This is a genomic window from Verrucomicrobiales bacterium, from assembly GCA_016793885.1.
Lineage (GTDB): Bacteria > Verrucomicrobiota > Verrucomicrobiia > Limisphaerales > UBA11320 > UBA11320.
The window spans coordinates 1-17,098 of sequence record JAEUHE010000079.1; the positions used below are offsets into that span (position 1 = coordinate 1).

At 59.7% G+C, this 17,098-nt stretch carries 10 protein-coding genes; 5 read left to right on the forward strand and 5 right to left on the reverse strand.

The window, feature by feature from the left end:
* Positions 1–501 precede the first annotated feature (501 nt).
* The 5 genes from JNN07_09285 (at position 502) to JNN07_09305 (ending at position 6,341) form a co-directional block, all read left to right on the forward strand.
* Positions 502–1,647 carry a PQQ-binding-like beta-propeller repeat protein gene (locus JNN07_09285; protein ID MBL9167920.1) on the forward strand — a complete coding sequence of 382 codons (1,146 nt, stop codon included), beginning with the start codon at positions 502–504 and terminating at the stop codon, positions 1,645–1,647.
* Positions 1,616–3,073 (forward strand): coproporphyrinogen III oxidase family protein, encoded by a 1,458-nt coding sequence (locus tag JNN07_09290; GenBank protein MBL9167921.1) that lies wholly within the window; start codon positions 1,616–1,618, stop codon positions 3,071–3,073. Before JNN07_09285 ends, JNN07_09290 begins: the two co-directional genes overlap by 32 nt.
* 8 nt (positions 3,074–3,081) lie before the next feature.
* Complete coding sequence (locus JNN07_09295; protein ID MBL9167922.1) at positions 3,082–3,660, forward strand: hypothetical protein; 579 nt, start codon at positions 3,082–3,084, stop codon at positions 3,658–3,660.
* Positions 3,661–3,709: 49 nt separating this feature from the next.
* Complete coding sequence (locus JNN07_09300) at positions 3,710–4,999, forward strand: tryptophan 7-halogenase (GenBank protein ID MBL9167923.1); 1,290 nt, start codon at positions 3,710–3,712, stop codon at positions 4,997–4,999.
* A 97-nt stretch (positions 5,000–5,096) separates the two neighbouring features.
* Positions 5,097–6,341 carry a glycosyltransferase family 4 protein gene (locus JNN07_09305; protein MBL9167924.1) on the forward strand — a complete coding sequence of 415 codons (1,245 nt, stop codon included), beginning with the start codon at positions 5,097–5,099 and terminating at the stop codon, positions 6,339–6,341.
* Positions 6,342–7,041: 700 nt separating this feature from the next.
* Here the strand turns inward: JNN07_09305 and JNN07_09310 are convergent.
* The 5 genes from JNN07_09310 to JNN07_09330 all read right to left on the reverse strand — a co-directional run bounded on the left by JNN07_09310 (position 7,042) and on the right by JNN07_09330 (position 16,622).
* On the reverse strand, positions 7,042–10,587 hold the full coding sequence (locus JNN07_09310; GenBank protein MBL9167925.1) for a DEAD/DEAH box helicase: 3,546 nt from the start codon (positions 10,585–10,587) through the stop codon (positions 7,042–7,044).
* 353 nt (positions 10,588–10,940) lie between these two features.
* Complete coding sequence (locus tag JNN07_09315; GenBank protein MBL9167926.1) at positions 10,941–11,720, reverse strand: succinate dehydrogenase/fumarate reductase iron-sulfur subunit; 780 nt, start codon at positions 11,718–11,720, stop codon at positions 10,941–10,943.
* 12 nt (positions 11,721–11,732) lie between these two features.
* Positions 11,733–13,649, reverse strand: coding sequence for a fumarate reductase/succinate dehydrogenase flavoprotein subunit (locus tag JNN07_09320; protein ID MBL9167927.1), 1,917 nt, complete (start codon positions 13,647–13,649; stop codon positions 11,733–11,735).
* Between the two features lies 1 nt (position 13,650).
* Complete coding sequence (locus tag JNN07_09325) at positions 13,651–14,367, reverse strand: succinate dehydrogenase cytochrome b subunit (protein MBL9167928.1); 717 nt, start codon at positions 14,365–14,367, stop codon at positions 13,651–13,653.
* A 122-nt stretch (positions 14,368–14,489) separates the two neighbouring features.
* Positions 14,490–16,622 carry a DUF3592 domain-containing protein gene (locus JNN07_09330; GenBank protein MBL9167929.1) on the reverse strand — a complete coding sequence of 711 codons (2,133 nt, stop codon included), beginning with the start codon at positions 16,620–16,622 and terminating at the stop codon, positions 14,490–14,492.
* Positions 16,623–17,098: the final 476 nt, after the last annotated feature.

A 17,098-nucleotide genomic window follows, 5' to 3' on the forward strand; every position in this document is an offset into this window, starting at 1 on the left:
GGGGTTGTGGATTCTATGGCGTTTTCCCCAGGGTAGCTCGTTCCTCCCAACCCTGGGCTTTGAGGCGCAATCCCGTTGGGATAGGGAGGAAGCCCTCCGAACTTGTGGGTAATGCTCAGGGCACGACACCGCTGTTCCTTCGCCCCCGGTTAGCCCCCTCCGAAGCAGTTAGTTACAATGGGCGCATGAGCAGCCGCTCCGACGCGTGCAGGAAAAGCGGAGACGTGTCTCCGCGCTCCATAGAGCCTGGTTCCTCTCCGCGCTCTCCGCGCCTCCGCGAGAAAAGCTCCCTCCCCTGACTCGGAAGAACTACCCGAATCTCTCGCGGAGGGGCGGAGAGCGCGGAGAAGAAAGAGACCATCCAGGGGTGCAGTATCTACCGAGCAGCGGAAGGACGATTCCTCACCCCCCACCCAATTGATACGTGTAGGTATTATTTCATTGCCAACCCACTCAGATGCTTACATATTGGCAAGGCATGGTTTGGAAACCTGAAAACGCATGAGAGTGTCTGGTTCTGAGTCTCCGATCGCTTCGACCGCCGCAGTGCTCTTAGGGGCAATCTTGCTGGCTGGTTGGACTTCCTCCGTTCAGGCTGACGATTGGCCGATGTTCCGCGGCAACCCTTCCCTGACGGGCATCTCCACCAACCGCTTACCCAACAAGCTAACGAAGCTCTGGGAGTTCAAAACGGGGGGTGCGGTGAAGTCCTCCCCCGCGATAGCCCAAGGGAAGGTTTACGTAGGCTCCCTGGATCAAAAGGTTTACGCGCTGGACCTCCGAACGGGGGCCAAGGCGTGGGAGTTCAAGACCGAAGGAGGAGTCGAATCTTCCCCGCTGGTGCTGGAAGGCAGAGTCTATGTCGGATCGGAAGACACCCACCTGTACGCCCTGAATGCCAAGACCGGGGCGCTGGACTGGAAATTCGCCACCGGCGACAAGATTCTCGGTGGGCCCAACTGGGTTGCCTCACCCAAGCCAGGTGAGAAATGGATCCTGGCGGGGAGCTACGACTTCAAACTGTACTGCCTCGAGGCTGCCACCGGAAAGAGCAACTGGGTGTACGAAAGCAGCAATTACATCAATGGCACTCCGGCAGTGTCCGAAGGAAAAACGGTGTTCGGCGGGTGCGATGCGCTCATTCACGTCATCTCCCTCACCAACGGATCCAAAATCAAGGAATTCGAGGCCGGGGCCTACATAGCGGGATCTTCCGCCCTGGTCGGGAAATACGCCTACGTGGGACATTACGAAAACGAATTCCTCTGCTTCGACCTGGAGAAGGGCACCAACATTTGGAGCTTTAAGGACCGTAACTTCCCTTATTTCTCCTCGCCGGCGGTCACCGCGGACCGCGTCATCTTTGGCGGCAGGGACAAGCGCCTCCACTGCCTGAAGCGTTCCGATGGCACCTCCGTCTGGACCTTCGCCACGCGTGGAAAGGTCGACAGTTCCCCGGTGGTGTCCCACGACAAGGTGGTGGTGGGATCCGATGACGGCTTCCTTTACCTGGTGTCCCTGGCGGATGGCAAAGAGATCTGGTCCTACGAGATCGGCCAGGCGGTCGGCAGCTCCCCCGCCATCGCGGAGGGGCGGATCATCGTGGGGTCGGAGGATGGTCGCATCTATTGCTTCGGAACCCCATGAACATCGCCGCCCTCATCTCAGCACCGCACCTGACGAAGCCCCAGTTGAACGTCCACCCCAAGGAATTCCTCCGATGAGCACAACCACCCTCCCCCTCACAGCCCCCGGGACTTCCGCTCCTCCGATCCAGAAGGAGACGACGGTCGGCAACTACTTTGTTTCCAACTATCCACCCTTCGCTGCTTGGAAAACCGACGCGGTTTGCGAGTTCGAAGCCTCGTTGGAACGTCCCCCCAAGCCTGGCACACCGCTGGGCGTGTATCTCCACATACCCTTTTGCCGAAAGCGCTGCCACTTCTGCTACTTCCGGGTCTACACGGACAAGGATTCAACGGGCATTCGCAGCTACATCGACTCCGCGATCAAGGAACTCACCTACTACTCGCAGAAACCGTTCATCGGCGGGCGCAAACCCAGCTTCATCTACTTCGGCGGTGGCACACCTTCCTACCTCTCGGTGGATCAGTTGAAGGGGCTGACTGACGGAATGAAGCACCTGCTGCCCTGGGACGAAGTCGAGGAGGTTACCTTCGAGGCCGAACCCGGCACTCTCACCGACCATAAGCTGCGCGCCATTCGTGACATGGGCGTCACTCGCCTCAGCTTGGGTGTGGAGAACTTCGATGACCACATCCTCGAAATCAACGGACGGGCGCATCACAGCAAGGAGATCCAGCGCGCCTATTCCTATGCCCGGGAGATCGGTTTCCCCCAGATCAACATCGACCTCATTGCCGGCATGGTGGAGGAGACCGAGGAGAACTGGCGGGAATGCGTTCGCAAGGCGATCGCGATGGATCCGGATAGCGTCACCATCTATCAGATGGAGATCCCCTACAACACCACCATCTATCAGCAGATGAAGGCGGAAGGGAAACTGACCGCGCCCGTGGCCGACTGGCAGGTCAAGCGGGGCTGGGTGGACTATGCGTTTTCGGAATTTGAGAAGGCGGGGTATTCCGTGTCCACCGCCTACACCGTCGTGAAGAGCAAGGAGAAGACCCGCTTCCTCTACCGTGACCGACTCTGGGCCGGAGCAGACCTGCTGGGACTGGGAGTGGCAAGCTTCGGTCACATCGGAGGAACTCACTACCAGAACCTGCACGATTTCGAACCCTACTTGAAGGCGGTCCAGGAAGGGCGCTCGCCGGTTTACCGCGCGCTGACGCCCACGACTGACGAACGGCTGATACGAGAGTTTATTCTCCAGCTGAAAACGGGCCGCACCAGCGCAGCCTATTATCAGGCCAAATTCGGCATCGATCCCCGGATTCGCTTCGCCCAGCCGCTGCGAACGCTGGAGGAATGGGGCTTTGGTAGGATCGAAGGCGACTCGATTACTCTGAACCGGCAAGGATTGCTCCAGGTCGACCGCCTGCTGCATGAGTTTTTCCTCCCCGAACACCGCAACACCCGCTACGCCTGATCTCATCCATGCCGCACAGCTCTTCCAGCACTCCGCCCATCACTCCCAGCGTGTTGCCGATGGTATACCCCATGGACGACTTCTACGCGCAAATGGGAATGCCCCTGCCCCGGGTTGAGTCGATTCCCGGCGAGGCGGTGCCGGAACCGGAACGTTCGCTGCTGGTTCATGGTAACGACATGACCTCAACGCTCACCGCCTTCCACCAGGCAAAACTCCATCTTGAAGTCCTCCGCAGCGAGATTCGCGGAGACTACTATCTGCGCGAGGTCGTCCTGCGGCTAGACGGCAGCAACCGACCGGTGGAGTTCGGCGCGATCAAAATCTACCTCAACCTGCTTCCGGGCCCGGTCCGACGCCTGATTCTGGATGAGAAATTGCCCCTGGGGCAAATCCTGAAGGAATGCTCCGTCGCTTTCCTGAGCCGTCCCAAGGCGTTCTTAAAGGTGGTCTCGGACGAATGGATCAGCCGAGCGCTCCAACTGGAGCCGGCGCGAATTCTTTATGGTCGGCGCAACACGCTCACCGACCCGCAGCAGCGTCCGCTGGCCGAAATCGTGGAAATCCTGCCCCCGACCACCCCTTGACGACCGGGGGAACTTTGACACATTAACTCTGCAACGATGGGAATCGACTATGACTGCCGAGACAAAAACTCAATGGGATGTGCTGATCATCGGGGGCGGGCCTTCGGGAACCAGTTCGGCCACCGTGCTCGCGGAGCATGGTCATCGGGTGCTCATCATTGAGCGCGAAAAGTTCCCGCGGTATCACGTTGGCGAGTCGCTTATTCCCTTCACCTACGGTCCCCTGGAACGTCTCGGCTTGATTCCGAAACTGCGCGCCTCGGCCTTCATCAAGAAATACAGCGTCCAGTTCGTGTCACCCAATGGCAAGGCCTCCCAGCCTTTCTACTTCTTCAACCGTTACGATCGCGACACGGTCGCTCAAACCTGGCAAGTCCTGCGCTCGGAGTTTGATCAAATGGCCCTCGATCACGCGCGCGAGCGCGGGGTTTCGGTCCTCGAGCAGACCGCCGTCAAGGAACTGCTTAAGGATGGAGATCGGGTGATCGGTGTCCGGGCGCAACTCCCCGATGGTCAAGTGGTGGACTTTCACGCGCCCATGACCTTGGATTGCACGGGCAAGGAAGCATTCTCCACCGTCCGGCAGCACTGGCGCGTCAAAGATCCCTACCTCAACAAAGTGGCGGTCTGGACTTACTACGAAGGTGCCAAGCGCGATGCCGGCATCGACGAGGGGACTACGACGGTCGCCGTGATTCCCGAAAAGGGATGGTTCTGGTACATCCCCCAGCACAACAACCGCGTCAGTGTCGGGGTCGTGGCTGAGGGCAAGTATCTCAGCCGTGGCGGAATCACCTCGCCCGAGGCTATGTTTCAACGGGAGGTGGAGAACAACCTTTGGATCAAGGAATTCTTGAGCCATGGCCAGCAAACCGGCCCGTACTACATCACCAACGAATACTCATTTCACTCCCGCCACTGCGGCTGTGAGGGTCTGTTATTGGTCGGCGATTCGTTCGCTTTCCTGGATCCAGTCTTCTCCTCCGGCCTCATGCTGGCCCTGAAGTGCGGCGTGATGGCGGGAGACGCGGTGCACGAAGCGCTGGTGAGCCAGGATTTTTCGCCGGAGCGATTCGCGCCTTATGCGACCGCTATCCGCGCAGGGCTCGAGAACATGCGCAAGCTGGTCTATGCCTTCTACGATCCCAACTTCAGCTTCCGCACCATCACCGATCGACATCCCGAACTGGCCGGCGACATCACGGATTGTCTGTCGGGCGACGTGAACAAGGACTTCAGCCGGCTCTGGGCGGCGATTCGTGAGGTGGCTCCGCTGCCGGACGAGCTGCCGTACGGTCAACCGCTGACCTCGGGTGCGCCAGCTCGAACCGTGGCCTGAGTCGGGCGTTGTTTCCGGTGGAACCTTTACAGAAACGACGCTGCCTGGTAGCGAAGCTGCGGTGAAACTGATCCAGATTACCCCAGGAGCAGGAGGCATGTATTGCGGAAACTGCTTCCGCGACAATGCGCTCGTGGCTGAACTGCGACGGCGAGGCCATGACACCCTCATGCTGCCGCTCTACCTCCCCATGACCCTGGACGAGGCCGACCAGAGCGCGGGGACGCCACTCTTTTTCGGAGGCATCAATGTCTACCTCGAGCAGCAATCGGCGCTCTTTAAGCATGCGCCCAACTGGTTTCGCAGCCTGCTCAACCATCCCAAACTATTGAAGCTAGCCGCGGGTCGCGCGGCCAAGACACGAGCGGCCGACCTCGGGGAGCTGACTCTGTCCATGCTTCAAGGCGAGAACGGGCATCAGGCACGAGAGCTCGAAGAGCTGCTGTCGTGGCTCAAGGGACAGCCAGCTCCCGATGCGATTTTCCTCTCCAATGCCTTGCTGCTGGGCCTCGCCCGTCGGCTTAAGCAGGAACTCGGTACCCGTGTGGTCTGCATGCTGCAAGGCGAGGATGAGTTCCTCGACAGTTTGCCTGAACCTCATCGAACCCAATGCTGGAACGAGCTGAGTCGTCGCGCACAGGAGATCGACGGGTTCGTGGCCCCCAGCCGTTATTTCGGGGAACTGATGGCCCGTCGCATCGAAATTCCAGAAAACCGTCTCCACGTGGTTTACAACGGCATCAGTCTGACCGGATATCCCGTCCAGCCGCCCGTGGCATTGCCGACAATCCCTACCCTGGGTTTCTTTGCTCGCATGTGCAAAGAGAAGGGGCTCGATGTGTTGGTGGAGGCCTACATCATCGCCAAGAAGAGCTTGCCCGAGCTACGCCTGAAGGTAGGAGGAGCTTGCGGGCCATCCGATGAAGCCTACGTGCGAACGTGCCAGGATCGATTGAGATCTGCGGGCGCGTGGGCGGATGTGGAGTTTCATACCAACCTTCCCCGCGAGGACAAGATTCGATTCTGGCAGTCCCTCACCCTGCTCTGCGTCCCGGCCCGCTACAGCGAGGCTTTCGGGCTTTACCTCATTGAAGCCATGGCCGCCGGGGTTCCCGCGGTTCAGCCGAGGCACGCGTCATTCCCTGAGCTGATCGATTCCACCGGCGGCGGGCTGATTGCCGAGCCAACTCCAGAGGCATTGGCCGCGCGCATCGTGGAGGTCGCCGGCAATCCTGCGCTAGCCCAGCGCCTGAGTCATCAAGCTCATTCTTCCGTTCATACCCGCTTCACCGTAGGCAACATGGCCGAGACCATTGTTCGGATCGTGGAACAGCTGAAGTGAGGAGTGGTAGGTGGTAGGTGGTAGGTGCTAGGGGGTAGGGGACGTGGACCGCGGTGGCACGACCTGAGCATTACCCACAACTTCTTCAACCAGATGTTAGAATCCCGCAGGGATTCCGCCTCAAAGCCCAGGGTTGGCGCGACGCAGGAGCGCCTACCCTGGGTTAGTCGTTGTTTTCTGACAACCCCATCGCGGGTTGCGACTGGATAGGCCAACACCCCAAACCAAACCGCAACCCACCTTGGGGTTGTGGATTCTAGGGCGTTTTCCCCAGGGTAGCTCGTTCCTCCCAACCCTGGGCTTTGAGGCGCAATCCCGTTGGGATAGGGAGAAAGCCCTCCGAACTTGTGGGTAATGCTTAGGGCACGACACCGCTGTTACTTCACTGCACGAACGCTGGCCGAGCCCGGACCGGGATGCTCTCGCACAGTGTTCACAGAGATCACAGAGGCGCAGGAGTATGAAGACAGGAAGTAGCACAAGGACCATCTAAACCAAATTCTTCCTTCCGCTGCAGACATAGCGTCCTTCGCGTCCCTGGCGGTTCAACAACCTCCGAAACTCAGGGGTTTCCCTCTGCGACCTCTGTGTGAAACGCTCAGGCTGTCAGGTGGGGGACGATTACGATTACGATTACGACGGTCACTCATCACTCATCACTCATCACTCATCACTCATCACTCATCACTCACCTGCCCCCTCACCCAATATCAGAGAAGAGGAACTTGAGATCGTCGATGGTCAGGCTCTGGGAGAATTTCTCCTCGCCAAGCACATCCTCCGCCAGGGCCGATTTACGACGCTGAAGCACACGGATCTTCTCTTCAACGCTTCCCTTGATCAGTAACCGATAGGCCATCACGTTGTTGGTCTGGCCGATCCGATGCGTTCGATCGATCGCCTGATTCTCAACCGCCGGATTCCACCAGGGGTCGAACAGAACCACGTAACTCGCCGCCGTCAAATTGAGCCCAAAACCACCCGCCTTCAGCGAAATGAGAAACACCGCGGCACCCTCGTGACCTTGGAACTGCTCCACCAGTTGCCCGCGATCCTCCGTTTCGCCCGCTAGGTAATAATGAGCCCACTCACGCTCAACCACCGCTTGGCGGATGAGCTTCAACATGTCCACAAACTGCGAGAACACCAAGACCTTGTGCCCTTCCTCCATGAGCGGCTCCAGCTGATCCAGCAACGCCTCCAGCTTGGATCCCATCTCCCGGCAATCGCCAGCCACCAGCCGAGGCGAGCAGCAGATCTGTCGCAGCCGGAGCAAAGAAGTCAGAAAATGCATCTGCTGCTTGGCCAGCTCCTTCTGGGTTTTCACCCGAAGCAAGAGCTGCTGAGCCCGCTTGAGTTCCGCGGAATAGAGAACCTTTTGCTCGCCCTCCATCTCACACAGCAAATCCTCCTCAATGCGATCCGGCAGGTCCTTCGCCACCTGGGCCTTGGTTCGACGCAAAAGGAACGGACGGACCCGGGCGGACAACCGACGCCGGGCCAGCGGATCCGCCTTGGTGTCGTAGAGTCGTCCGAACTGGTTCCGGCTCCCTAGCATCCCAGGCATCGCAAAAGCCATCAGGCTCCAAAGGTCCAGCAGCCGATTCTCAATGGGAGTGCCGGTCAACACCAGCCGCTGATCCGCTTTAAGGGCCCGGGCGATCTGGGCCGTTTGCGAGCTGGGATTCTTGATGTACTGCCCCTCATCCAGAATGATCGCCTGCCAGGATATCTCCCCGAGCGCCTCGCCCAAGTTGCGCAGCTGATTGTAATTCAGCACATGCAAATCCACTTCACCCGTGCGACGGGCGAACTCCCCAACTTCGCTGGCCGGCCACACTTTCACTCGCAGCGCTCCCGCAAACTTCGCCGCTTCCGATCTCCAATTATCCATCACCGATTTCGGGCAGATCACCAAAGATGGCTTGGCCTCCTTGCCCTCCGCCCGCTGACGCAACCACACCAGCCAGGTGAGCGTCTGGAGGGTTTTGCCCAATCCCATGTCGTCCGCCAGAATCCCACCAAACGAATTCTCGGTGAGATAGGCCAGAAAATGAAACCCTTGCAGCTGGTAAGGACGAAGCTCCGCCCGAATTCCATCCGGCAGAGCCGGCGTGACCCGCGCCTTCAACTCGCTGGCGCGACGTTGAATCTGCGCCATCTGATCGTCCTTCAGAAAGCCCTTCGACGCCGGATCGGACAGCTGCAGCACATGCATGCGCTGCGGCTCGGCCGAGAGTTCCTTCGGGCTCAGCCCCAAACGCGCCAACTGCTCATCATCCTCATCGCTCAGCTCAAAAGCCAAGCGCTTCCATCCCTTGCCCGCCAGCCGGACATAGCCGCCTCGAGCGTTGAGCAGCAGCTTGATTTCATTCTCGCTCAGTTGGGTGTCGGAAATGTCCAAGACCACTCGCAGATCAAACCAGTCCAGATCTGTCTCCGTCACATCCAACCGCACCCGACCTGAAACCGTCCCATCCGCAAACCCTTTGAGCTCCCCTTCCAGCTGCACGTCAACATGGGACGGCACCGACTCCAGCCAGGTGGAGAAGAGTTGGGGAAACTTTTTGGTGATTCGCAGGCTTAGAGTTCCAAAATAGCGCTCCCAGTCACCCCCCAAAGGCTCCATCAAGGCGGGGATGCATTCCAGAGCCGATCGGTCGGGAACTGTAATGTCCCCCCCTGGCTCCGAGGAATCCGAAAGATCGCCCACCTCGGCGCCAACTTCCTTCCAACCCTCCCTCCCCCACACCTCCGACAGATTCGACGCAGGGGAGACCGCCGTGACTTCAAAGAGGCACAGCTCGACGTTGCTACCCAGATGAAGCGGCACGATCGAACACCGAATCTTGACCTGCATCGGGACCGGACGAAGCCGTGTCAGGATCGACGCAGGCAGGGCAATGCCGATCGACTGAGCCCAGGTCACTCCCTCGGAACTCTCGACCGCCGCCACCGGAATCAGATGCTCTTTCTGATGATCAAACGGGCCCCGCCCCTTCGAAGGCCCCCGGAACACGGCATCGGCCGTCAGGTACAGCGTGGGATTCCCCTCGAAGACGCGAAGAATTTTAGGCGCCGGCTGATCTCCCGGGCCCACCAGGCGCAGCCGATACGATCCCGCCCGCGCCTCCGGCGGAGTCAACTCCCAGCGCAGCGGCTCCTCCGGACGCTCCAGCGCCTGGCCGGAATGGGTGACAAAGGAATCGGCGAGCGAAGCCAGGCGAATCAGGCGGCCCACGAGACCCATGACGGCCGTATCGTAAAAGTAATACTCGATCTGCCGAACCGCTGCGGAGCGATCTACGAGCGTGCTCCAAATGAGGGAACTTGCCTCGGTGAGCGTGGCAAACCCTCCATTCAGCTGCTCGGCGAGTCGATCCAGCTCGGCGTGGGTGGGCTTGGTAAAAAAGTCCATGCCGGGAGGGCGCCAGTCGAGTTGCAGATGAGAATCGCCAACGCAGAGCCGGAGTTCATGGACGACGGGTGCCGCCCCGCTCGGAGCGTCCAGGGATCTGCCAAGCTTGAAAAAACGCTGCCGCCAGGATCTGATTTCCTGATTCCGCTCCCACAGATCGAACCGCTCCTCCATCGCCTGAGTATCCGTGACGGCCCTGAGGAAAGGAGGGATTTCGATCGATTGCCGCGAGGCGAACAAAGCGAGACACTGCCAGAACTCGAGCTCACTCTTGAGGGGAAACGGGGCGATCCGCACCAAAAGTATCGCCGGCTCCTTGGGAGGAAGCTTGAGTCGCTGGAGTTCGAACGAGGAAATCTGCCCCGTGTCCTTGCACCGGCGGAACGCGGAACGCACCAACTGTAAATACTCCTCCTCCTCCTTCTTCAAGGAACGCCCCAACGCAGTGGACACCTTCTCCCGAAAGTTTTGCAACGCGGAGGCCCCCGGAGTACTGACTCCTCCTCCTCCGCTGAGGCTCTGCACTTGAGCCACGCTGTGCTCGGCTAGCAGCGCCTTGAAGGCAGCGTAGGTGTGACTGCAACTACCGCTCGAAAAACAGTCACACTCGGCGTGCCATCCAGACTCCGGATCGAGGAGTAGATGCACCTCACAGGACTCCTCGTCCTGGACCAGCGCCTCATACTCCGAGCCCGGATCCACGCACTTCATCTGCTTGACGGCTCCCTGCTTGAAGAGAGTTTCCCCCTTTTTGCGACTCGTCGCGGGGAATTTGCGGAGCAACTCCCCGATCTCTTCGGAGTTCTCGATAAGAAAAGGATTAGCCATCAGCGCGACCAATGTATCGTGCTTTGAGGTTGAGCCAAGCAGGGAATGCGCCGGAGTTTGGGCGGGGGGGCTGGGGGAAGGTGTTAGGTGGTAGGTGGTAGGTGTTATGGACTGCGGAGACACGTCTCCGCTTTTCCTGCGAGTGGCGGATAGACTTTGAGGGGGCGGGTTAGCTTGAGGTGAGCGAACAGGCTTGTGGTGGCGTGAAGGAACAGCGGTGTCGTGCCACCGCAGTCCATACGAGTCGGGGGTTGTGTCCGTTCTTTGGGGGTGCGCATGCTTCAAGGTTGGTTGCTCACCGAGGAAGCCTGGTGATCACAATCCCTACCACCTACCACCTGCCCCCTACCCGCTCAGCCCGCGCCTTCGGAGACCTTGGCGCGACGGGTTTCGCCCTTGATCAGGGTGAACGCATAGTCGCGGTTCATGCGGGCGATAAAATCCAAACTGATTTCCTTGGGACAAACCGCCTCGCATGACCCCGTCACGGTGCAGTTGCCAAAACCTTGCTCATCCATGGTGGAAACCATCGCTTGAACGCGACGATCGCGTTCCGGCTGCCCCTGAGGAAGAAGTCCCAGATGAGAGACCTTGGCGGAGACAAACAGCATGGCACTCGCGTTTTTACAGGCGGCAACACAAGCGCCACAGCCAATGCACTGAGCCGCGTCCATCGCCAAATCGGAGTCATCCTTGGGCACGGGCGTGGAATTGGCATCCGGCGCGGATCCGGTGCGCACGCTGATGAAGCCGCCTGCCTGGATGATCTTGTCGAACGACTTGCGATCCACCACCAGGTCCTTCACCAGCGGGAAAGGACGGGCGCGGAACGGCTCCACCACAATGGTGTCGCCATCCTGAAAACTTCGCATGTAGGTCTGGCAGGTCGCGACCCCTTTATTGGGTCCGTGAGGCTTGCCATTGATCACCAGCGAACAAGTTCCGCAGATACCCTCGCGGCAGTCATGATCGAAGGCAATCGGCTCCTCGCCCCGACCCGCCAGCTCCTCGTTCACCACATCGAGCATCTCCAGGAACGACATGTTCGGGTTGAGATCAGGCGTTTGATACGTCTGAAATGCCCCGGGAGACTTGTCGTTCTTCTGCCGCCAAACCTGGATTCGAACTTTCATGAGATGGATCGATTACTTATAGGAGCGGGTGGACATTTTGATTTCTTCGTACACCAGCGGCTCAACATTGCGAACCGGGGCCTTGCCTGCGCCCGTGTATTCCCAGGCCGCGACATGCGCAAACTTCTCATCATCGCGTTTGCATTCGCCTTCCTCTTGATGCTCTTCGCGGAAATGTCCGCCGCACGATTCCTCGCGTGTCAGCGCATCCAGACACATCAACTCGCCCAACTCAATGAAGTCAGCCACCCGACCCGCACGCTCCAGCGACTGGTTCAACTCGCCCGCTTCCCCAGCCACCGACAGGTTGCTGCCATACTCTTCACGCAAGGCGGGAAGCAGCTGCAGCGCCTTCTTGAGACCGGCCTCGTTGCGCGCCATGCCGCAATGATCCCACATGATCTTGCCAAGCTCCTTCAGAAAACCAGCCGGAGTCTTCTTGCCCTTCATTCCGAGCATCTTTTTGATGCTCCCCTGAAGGGCCTGATCCGCATCCTTGAAGGCCGCATGGTCCGTCTTCGGCCGCTGGTCCGGCTTTTGAGTGGCGAGGTAGTTGCCGATGGTCGCCGGGAGGACGAAATAGCCATCCGCCAATCCCTGCATCAATGCCGAGGCTCCGAGACGATTGGCGCCATGATCGGAGAAATTCGCCTCACCCAGAACGAAAAGCCCGGGGAGATTGCTCATCAGGTTGTAGTCCACCCAGAGCCCGCCCATGGTGTAATGCACGGCCGGATAGATCCGCATGGGAGCCTTGTAGGCATCCTCGTTCGTGATCTCGTGATAGATCGAGAAGAGGTTGCCGTAGCGCTCGCGAATCCGGTTTTCCCCCAGCCGCTTAATGGCGTCTGAGAAGTCGAGGTAGACGCCCAGGCCGGTCTCGCCCACGCCGCGCCCCTCGTCACACACCTGCTTGGCGGCTCGCGAGGCGATATCGCGGGGAGCGAGATTGCCGAAGCTGGGGTATTTGCGCTCCAGGTAGTAATCGCGGTCCTCCTCCGGTATCTGCTGGGGCGGCCGGGTATCGCCTTTCTTCTTGGATACCCAAATCCGACCGTCGTTGCGGAGTGACTCGGACATCAGGGTTAGCTTGCTCTGATAGTCGCCGCTAACCGGGATACAGGTGGGATGAATCTGAGTGTAGCAGGGATTCGCAAAGCAGGCGCCCCGCTTGTAGGCCCGCCAGATCGCAGTCGTGTTCGACCCGCGCGCATACGTCGAGAGATTGAACACATTGCCGTAGCCCCCGGTCGCCAGGACGACGGCATCCGCCACGTGACGGGTGATCTCACCCGTCTGGAGATTCCGGACCAGAATACCTTTGGCGTGTCCGTCGATCACGACCAGATCGAGCATCTCCGAATGGGTGTAGGACTTGACCGCCCCCAGTCCAATCTGACGGGAGAGGGCCGAGTAAGCCCCGAGTAGCAGTTGCTGTCCCGTCTGGCCGCGTGCGTAGAATGTTCGCGAGACCTGGGCGCCGCCGAAGGAGCGGTTGTCCAGCAAGCCCCCATATTCGCGCGCGAAGGGCACACCCTGGGCGGCACACTGATCGATGATATTGACGCTGACCTGCGCCAACCGATGCACGTTCGCTTCTCGGGCTCGGAAATCGCCGCCTTTGATGGTGTCGTAAAAGAGACGAAAGACGCTATCCCCGTCGTTCTGGTAATTCTTCGCGGCATTGATACCGCCCTGGGCCGCGATGGAATGCGCCCGGCGCGGGCTGTCGTGAAAAACAAAGTTCTCCACCTGGTAGCCTAGCTCCGCCAACGTGGCCGAGGCGGATCCGCCGGCCAAGCCAGCGCCGACAACGATCACCTTGTATTTCCGCTTGTTCGCGGGGTTGATGAGCTTGGAGCTGAACTTGTGCTTCTCCCATTTCTGGGCGAGAGGTCCGGGCGGGATGTTCGAGTTCAACGTTGCCATGTTATTTCACGACCTCCTTCCCCAATCCGAAGAGCACGGCCAACGGGATGGAAGCGTATCCCAGAAAGATCACCACGCCTACGACGCGCGCGAAGCAATCACGGCCAGCCCGAGAGAATCGCGTCACACCCAAGGATTGGAACATCGCCGAGAGACCGTGGCTGAGATGCAGACAGAGCAGCGCCAGCGAGAGGATATAGAACCCGGTCACCAGCGGCTGGCGAAAACCAAGCACCAACATCCGGTAGACATCATGGCGCTCCACGCCCTCCTTCACCGTCTCGTGCAACTGCGAGAAGTCCTTCCCCGTCAGATTCACCGCGGGAACCAGCAAGGTGTAGTGGAGCAAATGATAGATGATGAAGCTGGCCACGATCAGTCCACTCATGACCATGGTCCGCGAGGCGTAGCTGGCCGCGATCGGCGGCCGCCCGGCAGCGTAACCAACCGGCCGCGCAGCGCGGTTTTGAGCCGCCAAGCTGATCGCCGATGCCACGTGAATACCCACCACCGCGAGCAGGCCGAGGCGGGCGCCCCATAGAAGCAGCGGCTGCGACTTCAGCAGCGCAGCATAGGAGTTGAGCTTGTCCGGTCCGGCAAAGACCTGAAGATTCCCCACCAGGTGCCCCACCACAAAAACAAACAGGGCAATTCCCGAAAGGGCCATCAGGTACTTTTTTCCGAGTGACGATTGCCACAATCGGGTGATGACGTTCATGAGTCGAGCAGCGGCTTCTACCCCCGGTTAGGGGTTTGTAAACGTGTATCTACCCGGCGCGACCCAAAGCAGTCAATGCAGGGGAAAAAGTATAAGCAACCCTTGCCCTTGACTTATCTGGGCTAATCTCTAATGAGGCTGCGAAAGGAAGGGGGCGATTCCGGGATCAATTGCAGGACTGTTTCGAAGGGGGAAACCACCAGATCCCAACGCAGGACCGTGACATCGCGGCGTCTAGCGACCAACTCCAAGCCCCAGCGCACGGAGATTAATTTCCCGGTCAAGGAGATCGGCCCCGCGGGAAGAACGAAGCGGAACGGACGCATCTCACGCGCTTGCAGCCCAGTCAAGGTCTCCTCGGCAACACACTGAACCTCCGCGTTCAGGGCTTCGCCAGCATACCAAAACAGGCGGAGCTCCACCGCTTCCGGAGGAACATCCAGCGTCCAAGCCGCCACCCCCTCCAGGACTTCCCCCGGACGGAAATGGGTCCGACGACCTTTTACCCCCAACCGGAACCCATCTTTCTCCAGCCAATCCGGACCCTCGGCCGCGCCTGAACCTGCGACCTCGGACGGCCCGGAGCCCGCCAACGCCGCTTCCACGGTCACTGGAAAATCGACCTCCACATCCGGCCAGCGGGCGATGGTGCCCTCGACCTGAATGAGCCATTCGAGCTTTTGAGCCCCGGCTTCGAAACTCGGCGGGGCGTCGGCGGGGAGGACCATCTCCCCTTCTCCTTCCCGAAACCGAACCGTCTCGCCGGTGTCCACCAAAGCCAGCCGTTTAAATACCGATGTCTCCGTATGCGTGTTCTTACCTCGCCGCCGCTCCGCGCTCTCGCGCCCAATCAGAGTGATCCGAAGATGATCAAGCCGCTCCGCCGCGCCGGAAAACTTCCAACGCACGCGAACAGGTTGGCCGGCCACCAACCGACCGGGGCTGATCTGCAGCGAAGGACGGGGATTCGCCAGCGCCAGGATTTCCCGGAGCAGCCACGCCACCAGGCCGAGACCTATCAACAGGAAGGGAATCAAAAACAAGGCGAGTCCCCAGTCGGCCCGCCCCTGATTCGAACCTTTGAAAAACTGGCCCACGAAAACGCTGATGATTCCATTCCAGAAGAGGGCGATAGCGAGTGCGAGGAAAACACGCTGCAGCGGAGTGCTCGCCGCCCGCAGCGACAACGTCTGCACAGGCGGCGAATTCTGGATCGGTGGGATAACGGCCGGTCGACGTCCCTTTGCCAAGGTCCCGCCCAACACCGCCACCCCAATGCCGAAGAACACCAATGCGACGAGTCCCAACCAGGCCAAGGCGGGAAAGCTGCGATCCAGCACCGCGTCGGCGGGATCCCGCGGGTTGACCCAGCACACCGCGCTGGACCCAGGCCGGTATTGATCCACCAGTTGCTGCTTCGATGCCGACCCGCTGCTGCTGCCGGAAATGAACGTGACGGCGCTCGATCGAAAGGTCCTTCCCCCCACCTGATAGCGAAACAGAATCTCGGGGCGATAGGTGTATCCACCCTTGTTTCCTCGGATGGACACCAGTCGGCTGAACTCCACGACACACGGCACCTGGTTCCAGCTCCGCGCGTCGGCCACCCTGAGACCGGGCTTGACCAAAGCCCACCAGGTCATGCCCCCGCCGATGAACGTGAACACCAATCCAATGATCACCCCAACGCCCGTCGAGACCTGCCGAAGCCGCCGCGCACCCACCGCGTCCGAGATCGGAGGTTGCGAATGCTTTGGAGATCCCTTTCTCCGGAAGGCTGCGATTGCGATGCCCAAGCCTATGATCACAAACGCCAAGGGAATCAGCAGGAAGGGAAGCATCATCCACGATCCCAAGCCCCGCTGTCCGACGGCCAGCCGAGGAAGGGTAGGCTGCGCCGGATCCACCAGGGCTTTGGCCGAAGATCCAACGGGGAAACGATCCGCCAACGCCTGGAGAGCGGCGTAATCCGTGTCTCGCTCCACGTGCGAACCGGAGAAGGATCGCCCCTCCGATCGGCCCTCGAAGCGGATGGTGGCGACGAATCCCCCGTCGGCTTTAGGAGAGGGAATCAGTTCAACCCCGCTAATTTGACAGTCCACCTGCGGCCATCTGGTGGAGGCCGCCTCCGTGAGCAAGGAGTTCGAGCCGACGACCAGGAACAAAACACCTAATCCGGCGAAGAACAGACCGAAGATCGCGGCCCCAAAGCGTCCTAGGACAGAGGTATTCGCTCGCATGTCGATGAGTCTCATTAACAGTGTATATCGGAAGCGAGAAGTGAAAACTGGCGTCCTTCACCTTTGGAGTTCGGGCTCATTCCGGGTGAGGGTGCATCTGACCGCACCGAGACTCCCGACGCTGTCGGGTCTCAAAGAGCGGTAGAGGTCTCTCATCTTTACCTCCAAAAATGGGGACTAGACAAGCTGTAGGAGATCCTCGCTTCTTCGCATGAGTTCCTGAGGCCGAAGCCGAGAACCCTCAGGGTTCAAAGAGTTTAGCCGGGGTGTGGAGCGCAGCGACACCCCCGGTCTGTCGGCCCCCTATTCAACAGCACCCTGAAAGGCGTGCCACCCGTCGGCGAACGTACGGACGAACTGATTAGGTTCCTTGAGTCGGGTGATGCAAATCTCCGAAGCCGGTGGCATCGCTGCGCGATGCTCCGTACTTTTAACAGTTCCGGGGGTGCGAGCACCCCCGCCTAGATCTCTTTGAACCCGGCGGGTTCGGG